This window comes from Nocardioides sp. (genome assembly GCF_024509035.1).
Taxonomy (GTDB): Bacteria; Actinomycetota; Actinomycetes; order Propionibacteriales; family Nocardioidaceae; genus Nocardioides.
In genome coordinates, this window is sequence record NZ_JANINT010000151.1 from 24051 (window position 1) to 32851 (window position 8801).

General features: G+C 73.9%; 10 protein-coding genes. 3 read left to right on the forward strand and 7 right to left on the reverse strand.

Going from position 1 to position 8801, the window contains the following annotated elements; all coding sequences use genetic code 11:
• The first annotated feature begins 7 nt into the window (after positions 1–7).
• Positions 8–958 carry a DUF5926 family protein gene (locus Q0L15_RS12090; protein ID WP_296604670.1) on the forward strand — a complete coding sequence of 317 codons (951 nt, stop codon included), beginning with the start codon at positions 8–10 and terminating at the stop codon, positions 956–958.
• Positions 959–1084: 126 nt separating this feature from the next.
• Here the strand turns inward: Q0L15_RS12090 and Q0L15_RS12095 are convergent, their stop codons facing one another.
• From Q0L15_RS12095 to Q0L15_RS12125, 7 genes are all read right to left on the reverse strand, one after another.
• Positions 1085–1927: a hypothetical protein gene (locus tag Q0L15_RS12095; RefSeq protein ID WP_296604672.1), complete on the reverse strand. Its 843-nt coding sequence runs from the start codon at positions 1925–1927 to the stop codon at positions 1085–1087.
• Between the two features lie 14 nt (positions 1928–1941).
• Positions 1942–2961, reverse strand: coding sequence for an adenylate/guanylate cyclase domain-containing protein (locus Q0L15_RS12100; RefSeq protein WP_296604674.1), 1020 nt, complete (start codon positions 2959–2961; stop codon positions 1942–1944).
• A gap of 23 nt (positions 2962–2984) precedes the next feature.
• Entirely contained in the window at positions 2985–3359 is a 375-nt protein-coding gene (locus Q0L15_RS12105; RefSeq protein ID WP_296604675.1) for a Crp/Fnr family transcriptional regulator, read from the reverse strand.
• 137 nt (positions 3360–3496) lie between these two features.
• Positions 3497–4717, reverse strand: a complete 1221-nt coding sequence (locus Q0L15_RS12110) for an arginine deiminase (RefSeq protein ID WP_296604681.1) — start codon at positions 4715–4717, stop codon at positions 3497–3499.
• A 21-nt stretch (positions 4718–4738) separates the two neighbouring features.
• Positions 4739–5893 (reverse strand): nickel pincer cofactor biosynthesis protein LarC, encoded by a 1155-nt coding sequence (gene larC / locus Q0L15_RS12115; RefSeq protein ID WP_296604677.1) that lies wholly within the window; start codon positions 5891–5893, stop codon positions 4739–4741.
• Positions 5890–6588 carry a nickel pincer cofactor biosynthesis protein LarB gene (gene larB, locus Q0L15_RS12120; RefSeq protein WP_296604678.1) on the reverse strand — a complete coding sequence of 233 codons (699 nt, stop codon included), beginning with the start codon at positions 6586–6588 and terminating at the stop codon, positions 5890–5892. Before larB ends, larC begins: the two co-directional genes overlap by 4 nt.
• A gap of 245 nt (positions 6589–6833) precedes the next feature.
• The gene (locus tag Q0L15_RS12125; protein ID WP_296604679.1) at positions 6834–7679 is read right to left on the reverse strand and encodes a prephenate dehydratase; all 846 of its coding nucleotides are present in this window, start codon (positions 7677–7679) and stop codon (positions 6834–6836) included.
• An 80-nt stretch (positions 7680–7759) separates the two neighbouring features.
• Between Q0L15_RS12125 and Q0L15_RS12130 the strand changes: the two genes are divergently transcribed.
• Positions 7760–8164 (forward strand): DUF4446 family protein, encoded by a 405-nt coding sequence (locus Q0L15_RS12130; protein ID WP_296604680.1) that lies wholly within the window; start codon positions 7760–7762, stop codon positions 8162–8164.
• Positions 8165–8193: 29 nt separating this feature from the next.
• The gene (locus tag Q0L15_RS12135) at positions 8194–8652 is read left to right on the forward strand and encodes a nitroreductase family deazaflavin-dependent oxidoreductase (RefSeq protein WP_296604683.1); all 459 of its coding nucleotides are present in this window, start codon (positions 8194–8196) and stop codon (positions 8650–8652) included.
• Positions 8653–8801 lie beyond the last annotated feature (149 nt).

Genomic DNA, 8801 nt, shown 5'->3' on the forward strand with positions numbered 1-8801 from the left:
CGCCGGCATGGCGAAGAAGTCCCGCACCAAGGCCCGCGACCACCAGCCCGCAGCGGGGGAGGTCGGCCCGCGGCAGCCGTGCCCGTGCGGGTCCGGCAAGCGCTACAAGGCCTGCCACGGCTCGGCCGACGGTGCGCCGACGCCGTTCGTCAGCCGTCCGTTCGAGGGGCTGCCCTCGGAGTGCGACATCGTCGCCATGCGTGAGCTGGTCCCGGCCGCGACCGCGCGGCTGACGCTGGTCGACGACCCCGACCGCGCGGTGGAGCTCTGCACGCTGCTGCCGATGGCGGCGCCCGCCATGGTGCGCGACAGCGGCGAGATCTGGCTCGGCCTCCAGGTGCAGCACAACTTCGGCGACCCGGCCCGCGACCTGGGTGCGGTGCTCACCAAGGCGCTGAGCGCCGACGCCGGCATCGTGGGGCTCACCGACCCTCCGGGCGAGGGCCCGCGACTGCAGGACCTCGTGCGTGGTGCGGACGCCGGCGTGCGGCTCGACGTCACCGTCCACGACGGCTTCGACTTCTGGATCGGCGACATCCCGGTCGAGGACCGCGCCGCGATGGCCGCGGCCCTCGAGCAGGCCAACGCCTCGGCGATGCCGACCGCGCGGCTGACCGGCGTCGAGGCGGCGTACTGGACCAACGTCGGCACCAAGGAGCACCTGCGCTGGGTGATGCCCGAGCCCGAGGACCGGCTGCTCGACGCCCTCGCCCGCCTGCACGCCCGGGGTGCGGACGTGCTCGTGGACGGGTCGCGGTTCGTCGGCATGTTCCGGGCCCACGGACTGCTGACCCCGGTGTGGGACCTCCCGGTCGGCACCGGCCCCGAGCCGCTCGAGGAGCCCGCCGAGCGCTTCGCCGCCGACCTCGCCGAGGCGCTGGCCGACACCTCCGACCTCACCCCCGACGAGCGGGCCGCGCGCTCGGGTCTGGCCAACCGACAGGTCACCATCCGGTAAAAAGCTCCGGCCCGGGCGTGGGGGAGTTGTGCCAGCCTCCGTCGGCCACGTAGATTCGCAACGCCCGGTCGTTGTCGTGTCCCCCGTCGGCAACGGCCGGGCTTTTCGCTGCCCGGGCGGCTCCGCTCAGTCGAGCACGTGGGCCGCGAACGCCTCGACGTTCTGGGGAGCCAGGTCCAGGTAGAGCCCGGGCTCGATGAGCTCGAGCTCGCTCACCACCAGGTCGCCCTCCCAGCGCAGCAGGTCGACGCGGGCGTACGACGGCGTGCGGCCGAGCAGCTTCGCCGCGACCGCCACGGTCCGTTCGGCGAGCGACACGGCGTCGGGGTCGAGGTCGACCGCGGCGGTGGTGCCGCCGTGCTCCTCCTGCACCCGGATGCCGGCGGCGGGCGGGGTCTTGCGCAACTGGCTGACCGCGGCGCCGCCGAAGACGTAGACGGACGTCTCGCCCTCGGTGCGTACCGACCCGACGACCGGCTGCACGATCCACGGACCGGCCGTCAGGGTCGCCAACCGGTGGTCGTCGAGGGCCCCGGCGACCACCAGCCCCACCCCCGAGGCGCCCACCCGAGGCTTGATCACGACGCTCCCGTGGTCGGCGAGCCCGGCGGCCAGGCCGGCGACCAGGCCGTCGGCCTCCACCGACCTGGTCGGCACGACCGGGACGTGCTCGGCGAGGTCGAGCAGGTAGCGCTTGTCGCCGTTCCAGGCGAGGACGTCCGTGCCGGGCACGAGCCGGGTGACCGCCTCCACCCGCCGCGCCCACGCGAGGAACTCGGCGTACCTGCGGTGGTAGTCCCAGGTCGAGCGGACCACCACGGCGTCCGCCGCCGCCCAGTCGATGCCCGGGTCGCTCCACACCGCCCAGGACGCGCGCACGCCACGGCGGGCGAGCGCCTCGACCAGGAGGTCGGCCCCGGCCTCGCCGGTGGGGACCAGCTCGAACGTGGCCAGGAGGATCGTGGGCATGGGCCCCATCCTGCTCAGGGGCTGCTGCGGCGCAGCACCCAGGGCTGCAGCTTGGCGTAGCCCTTGACCGAGACCCGCCGCGCGCGGCGCAGGACGTACGGCGAGGCCGGGTCGGCGTCCCCCGCGCCCTGGGTGTCCTCGGCGTCGTCGTCGGGACCGCCGGTCAGCGCCTGGTAGCAGCCGCGGTCGACCAGGACGGCCCCCGGCCGGGCCACCGACGTCAACCGGGCCGCCACGTTGACCGTGGGTCCGTACACGTCGCCGAGCCGGCTGACCACGTCGCCGTACGCGATGCCGGCGCGCACGGAGGGGAACGGATCGCCGTCGTCGGCGCCCCGCGCGGTCATCTCGAGCGCCGCCTCGGCGGCGTCCTCGGCGCGGTCGGCGACGAAGAGGACCTCGTCGCCGATCGTCTTGATGATCCGGCCACCGCGATCCACGACGAGGGCGGTCGCGGTGTCCTCGAAGTGCTCGAGCCAGGCCACCAGCTCGGCCTCGTCGAGGCTCTTGCTGCGGGAGGTGTAGCCGACGATGTCGACGAAGCAGACCGCCATCGTGCTCGCGGGCGTGCTGGCCGCCTCGACGGCGAGGGAGCGGCTGGTGGCGCTCGCCAGGTGGCGCCGCCAGACATAGCTCTGCAGCGACTCGATGCGGGGCAGCACCGACTGCGCGAGGTCGGTGAGGCGGTGGGCCGGGTCGGGGTCGGCGACCGCGAGGTCGGCCAGCAGCGAGGTCTGCCACTCCGCGAGCCGGGCGTAGCTGCGCCCCCAGGTGCGCACCAGTGCGGCCTGGGAGTCGGGGCCGATGACGCCGAGCTCCATCAGCTCCCGGGCCAGTCGCAGCGCCTCGACGTCGGCCTCGGTGAACGCGAGGTCCTCCGGCGCGGTGCGCGGGAAGCCGAGCAGCTGCCACAGCTGCTCGGCGACCTCGATCGGCACGCCCGCCCGCTCGGCGACGTCCCCACGGGTGAGGTGGGGCAGCGCGCCGAGGAGCAGCTCCTCGACGGTCTCCTGGGCTCCTGCGAGGTCGCTCACGTCATGGGGCGGTGGGTGCTCGGTCAGCGCGGACCGAACCGTTCCCGCGCGATGGCCTCGAGCGCCGCGTGGAACGACGGCATCTCGTCGCTGAGCCGGCGTACGGCGTCGTCGGTGAAGTGGATGAGCTCGAGCGGGGTCAGCGCCACGATCGAGGCGGTCCGCAGCGAGTGGTTGACGATCGCCGCCTCGCCCACGATGTCGCCCGGCCCGAGCTGGGCGATCTCCTGGCCGTGGTGGCGCACCGAGACGGTGCCGTTGAGGATGATGTACGCCTTGTCGGCAGGGGTCTGCTCCCAGATCGGCGACCACCCCTGGGGCAGGTGGATGCGCGTGCCGGCAGCGGCGATCCGTGCGATCTCCTCGGGCGTGAACGCGTCGTAGAACGACTGAGCCATGGATGCCTCTCGCGGTAGTCCTCCCCGCAGGCGATCCTTCCCGAGCGGGGCCTCCGTGTAAACGGGGCCTGGTGATCGCAGCGAGGCCAGCCGAACCCCCCGAAGCGTGGGAGCGCTCCCCCGACCTCCCGAGCGGGTCAAGAGACGAGCGGCGCGCGGGAGATCGGGCAGCTCATGCAGCGGGGGCCGCCGCGGCCCGAGCCGAGCTCGGAGCCGGCGATCCGGACGACCTCGATGCCGGCCGACTCCAGCCGGGCGTTGGTCTCGTCGTTGCGCTCGTAGGCGACGGCCACCCGCGGGGCGAGCGCGAGGGTGTTGTTGCCGTCGTCCCACTGCTCGCGCTCGGCGGTGACCGGGTCGAGGCCGGTGTCGATCTGGTGCAGCGTGTCGATGCCCATCGCCTTCGCGGCGGCCACGAGGAACGGCTCGGCGTCGGCCACCGCGAGCGTCAGGTCGCGGTCGTCCTCGGCGTGGCCGGCCAGCGTGACGGCGTAGGCCTGCAGCGAGTCGGCGACGTTGGGGTACATCACGATCTTGTCGACGTCGACCATCGTGCACACGGTGTCGAGGTGCATGGTGGCGCGCTCCTGCGTGATGGGTACGGCGAGCACCGTGTGCGCGAGGTCCGCGTGGAAGACCTGTCGGGCGAACCGCTCCACCCCCGCGGGCGTGGTCCGCTCGCCGACGCCGACCGCGATCACGCCGGGGGCGAGCAGCAGGACGTCGCCGCCCTCGACGTGCTCGTGGTGCCAGCCGTGGATCTTGCGGGTGCCCTGGAAGCGCGGGTGCTCGGTGTAGATCAGCTCGGTGAGCTGGGTCTCCCGCGAGCGCGCGGGCATCGCCAGGGAGGTCACCGCCACCCGGTCGCGCACCCACACCGAGGAGTCGCGGGTGAACAGCAGGTTGGGCAGCGGGTCGACGAGGAAGTCGTCGCTGGCCAGCAGCGAGGTGACCAGGCCGAAGCCGCCGCGCACCTCGTCGTTGCGGATGCCGGCGGTGAGGTGGCCGGTGAGCTCCTCGGGCGAGGCGTCGTGGAGGAAGCGAGCCAGGTAGCCGCGCATCGTGTCGCCGAGGTGGAGGCCCGCCAGCGCCGTGGTGATCGCGTGGTTGCGCGCGATCTCGCTGGCCAGGGTCTCGGTGAGCAGCTCGGTCAGGTAGAGCACCTCGACGTCGCGCTCGCGCAGCGCGGCGGCGAACGCGTCGTGCTCGTCCTGCGCCCGGCTCACCCACGGGATGCCGTCGAACAGCAGCCGGTCGTTGTTGCGGGGGGTCAGCCGCTTGAGCTCGTCGCCCGGTCGGTGGAGAAGGACGGTCTGCAGCCTGCCGACCTCGCTGTCGGCGCCGTGCGGTGAGGACATGCCCAGACTCATGCCGTGACTCTAGGCGGTGTCGCCCAGGAAGGCCCGGGCCAGCGCGGCGGCCTCGGCGAGCACGTCGGCCACCGGTCGGCCGAGCTCGGCGGCGGCGCGGGCGACGTCGTCGTACTCCGGCTGGGCGTTGACGAGGACGCCGTCGTGGCGCGCCAGCTTGACCGCGACCCGCCGCCCCTCGACCTCGACGGCGACCATCTCGCGGTCCAGCGCGTGCTTGGTGACCGGCTGCTCGCGCAGCCCGATGGTGCTGGTCTGGCGGAAGATCGCGGATCGGACGGCGTCGGCGCGCCCCGCGTCGACGAGCACGCTGAGCGTGTGGGCGGGGCGGCCCTTCTTCATGAGGATCGGGGTCAACCACGCGTCGGATGCGCCGGCCGCGAGCAGCGCCGTCAGCACCGCCGGCCACACCCGCGGATCGAGGTCGTCGACGTTGCACTCCAGCAGCAGCGGCGCCCCCGCGCCCGCTCCCGGCTCGCCCACGAACAGCCGCAGCACGTTGGCGTGCCCCTCGGGGTCGCGGCCGCCCGCGCCGACACCGATCCGGTCGACCGCCATCGCGGGCTGGGGGCCGTACGCCGTGGCGAGAGTGGTGAGCAGTGCCGCGCCGGTCGGGGTGCACAGCTCCATCGCGACCGGGCCGGCGTACGTCGGCACCCCGCGCAGCAGCTCGGCCACCGCGGGCGGGGGCACCGGCAGGACGCCGTGCGCGGTCTGCACCGTGCCCGACCCGACGGCCACCGGCGAGACGGTGACCGAGGTCGCGCCCAGGTGCTCGAAGCCCGCGCAGACGCCGACCACGTCGGCGATCGCGTCGAGCGCGCCGACCTCGTGGAAGTGCACGTCGTCGGCCGGCACGCCGTGGACCGCCCCCTCGGCGGCCGCGAGCCGCTCGAAGACCCGCAGCGCGAGGCCGCACCCGTCGAGCAGCGCCCGGACATCGCGCCACGTGCGGTGGTGGTGGGACTCGGCGACCTCGACGTGCACGCGGGTGGCCGCGAGACCGCCGCGGCGCACGTCCTCGACGCGCAGCGTGACGGGCTCCGGCGCGACCGCGCCGACGGCCTCCTGCAGCACGGCCAGCGGGACGCCCGCGCCGACGAGGGCGCCGAGCAGCATGTCGCCGCTGGCGCCCGCGGAGCCGTCGACCCAGACGCTCGTCATCGGGGCACCGACTGCCGCGCGACGCGTGCGGCGTGCACCCCCGCGCCGTAGCCGTTGTCGATGTTGACGACCGTGATGCCCGGTGCGCAGGAGTTCAGCATCGCCAGCAGCGCCGCGACCCCGCCCAGCGAGGCGCCGTAGCCGACGCTCGTCGGCACGGCCACGATCGGTACGCCGGTCAGTCCACCGACCACGGAGGGCAGCGCGCCCTCCATCCCGGCGACGACCACGAGGCAGTCGGCGGCCTCCAGCCGGTCGCGCACGGCCAGCAGCCGGTGGAGCCCGGCGACACCGACGTCGGAGATGCGGTCGACCTCGGCGCCGTGGACCCGGACCGTGAGCGCGGCCTCCGCGGCGACCGGCGCATCGGACGTGCCGGCGCTGACGACCGCGACCGTCCCGTGGGCCGCCGGCAGCGGGCCGACGGTGACCGCCCGGGCGACCGGGTCGACCGATGCGTGCGGCAGCGCCTCGGCGGCGGCACGCAGGGCCTCGTCGGCGACGCGGGTGGCGAGGACGGCGCGGTCGGGGTGCTTGTCGTGCAGGGCGCGCAGGATCGAGACGATCTCGTCGGGGGTCTTGCCGGCGCCGTACACGACCTCGGGGTCGCCGGTGCGCGCGGCGCGGTCGAGGTCCACCCGCGCGAAGCCGAGGTCGGCGATGCGGGGGTCGGGCAGGTCCGCTGGCACGTCCACGCGCCGAACCTACTCGTTCGGGCTAAGGGCACGACTCCTGATCCGGATGCGCCTGCTACGCGGGCCTTCGCATCCGATCTGGCGGCGAAGTCGCCACCCCACGGAAAGCGCTCGCTGCGCTCGCGTTTCCGCGGGGACCCCGGCCGAGCACCGACTCGACGGGCCTCCGGCCCGCCTTCGCGCCTCCGCCTTGCCAGGGCGGCGCGAAATCCCGCTCGCGACGGCGCCGGATCAGGAGTCGGTCCCTAGCGCGACACCTCGGCCCGGAACGGGTCGGCGGGATAGACCCCGAGGATCTTCACGTCGGTGGTGAAGAAGGCGAGCTCCTCGAGCGCACGCTTGAGACCGACGTCGTCGGGGTGGCCGTCGACCTCGGCGAGGAACTGGGTGGCGATGAACTCCCCACCGACCATGTAGCTCTCGAGCTTGGTCATGTTGACGCCGTTGGTCGCGAACCCGCCCAGCGCCTTGTAGAGAGCGGCCGGCAGGTTGCGCACGTTGAAGATGAAGCTGGTGACGACGGGGCCGTTGCCCGAGGGCGCCTGCACCAGGTCGGGCGAGAGCACCACGAAGCGGGTGGTGTTGTGCTCCTCGTCCTCGATGTCCTCGGCGAGGACGTCGAGGCCGTAGATCTCGGCGGCCAGCGGTGGGGAGATCGCGGCCTGCGTCGGGTCGCCGAGCTCGGCGACCTCACGCGCCGCGCCGGCGGTGTCGCCGGCGATCACCGGCTTGAGGCCGTGCTCGCGGATGACCTTGCGGCATTGGCCGAGGGCGTGCACGTGGCTGTGCACCGTGGTGATCGTGTCGAGCGAGGACCCCGGCACGCCGAGCAGGTGGAACCGGATCCGGAGGAAGTGCTCGGCGATGATGTGCAGGCCCGAGCCGGGCAGGAAGTGGTGGATGTCGGCCACCCGGCCGGCGATCGAGTTGTCGATCGGGATCATCGCGAGGTCGGCCTCGCCGGACTCCACCACCGCGAAGACGTCCTCGAACGACGCGCACGGCACGGTCTCCCAGTCGGGGTAGTGCTGCTTGCACACCTGGTGGGAGTTGGCGCCGGGTTCCCCCTGGTAGGCGATGCGTCGGGTCACGGCGCTCATCGTCCCACGGGCCCTCGGACCGCCCGGCCCGGCGTCCAGGGCTGGGGAGTCTCGCCGCCTAGGCTCGGAGGGTGGAGATCCTCGCGGTGCTCGCCCTGCTCGTGGCTGTCGCGGCCCTGCTGGTCGCCCTGCTCGCCGTTCGCCGGTCGGGCGGTGCGCGCGGCGCCGCCGGCGTGGACGCGCTGCCCGAGGACGTGCACGGCCTGCGCCAGGAGGTGGCGGCGCTGCGGGCCGAGGCGGGCGACGCCCTGCGGCACCTCGCCGTCGTGCGCTACGACGCGTTCGGGGACATGGGCGGCCACCTGTCGTGGTCGCTCGCGCTGGTCGACGACGGGGGTGACGGCGTCGTGCTGACCTCGATCCACGGTCGCAGCGACGCTCGCACCTATGCCAAGAACATCCGGGACTGGCGCTGCGACCAGCAGCTGTCGCCCGAGGAGCTCGAAGCGGTGGAGAACGCCCGCCCCCGCGGTTGACTCGTGCCTATGCTCCGCAGGTGAATCCGATGCGGTGGCTGGCGCTGAGGCTGGGCGCGCAGCCGTGGCTGCCGCGGTTCGCCCCGGTGATCGTGGGCCTCGACAAGGGCCTCCAGCGAGTGACCCGCGGGCGGATCGATCTGCTGAGGTTCGCCGGGCTCCCGGAGCTGCTGCTGCAGGTGCCCGGACGGCGTACCGGGATCCTGCGCTCGACGCCTCTGCTGTGCATCCCGCAGGGCGAGGGCTGGCTGGTCGCCGGATCCAACTGGGGCGCCCCCGAGCCGCCGGCGTGGGTCGCGAACCTGCTGGCCGCGGATGAGCCGCTGGTCACGTTCCGGGGCCACACCGTCGCCGCCGACGCGCGGCTGCTCAGCGGCCTCGAGCGCGACGAGGCATGGGAGCACATGCTGCAGACCTGGCCGAACTACGCGAAGTACGCCGCCCGCACCGGCCGCGAGCTACCGGTGATCCGGCTCACCTCCCGCTGAGGCGCCGGCCCGGCGTCTAGCGCGGGACCCGGACCAGCAGCCGGCCGTGGATGCAGCTCATCCGCAGCTCGCGGCCGGGGCCGATGGAGTCGCCGTCGAGCTGGCGCGGGGTGTCGGTGGCCGCGCGGACCACCATCGTGTGTCCGGTC

Excerpts from the sequence above, each read along its gene's own strand:
- Q0L15_RS12090 (WP_296604670.1), top strand. The coding sequence starts at position 8 with ATGGCGAAGAAGTCCCGCACCAAGGCCCGCGACCACCAGCCCGCAGCG.
- Q0L15_RS12095 (WP_296604672.1), bottom strand. The coding sequence starts at position 1,927 with ATGCCCACGATCCTCCTGGCCACGTTCGAGCTGGTCCCCACCGGCGAG.
- Q0L15_RS12105 (WP_296604675.1), bottom strand. The coding sequence starts at position 3,359 with ATGGCTCAGTCGTTCTACGACGCGTTCACGCCCGAGGAGATCGCACGG.
- Q0L15_RS12110 (WP_296604681.1), bottom strand. The coding sequence starts at position 4,717 with ATGTCCTCACCGCACGGCGCCGACAGCGAGGTCGGCAGGCTGCAGACC.
- larC (WP_296604677.1), bottom strand. The coding sequence starts at position 5,893 with ATGACGAGCGTCTGGGTCGACGGCTCCGCGGGCGCCAGCGGCGACATG.
- Q0L15_RS12135 (WP_296604683.1), top strand. The coding sequence starts at position 8,194 with ATGCGGTGGCTGGCGCTGAGGCTGGGCGCGCAGCCGTGGCTGCCGCGG.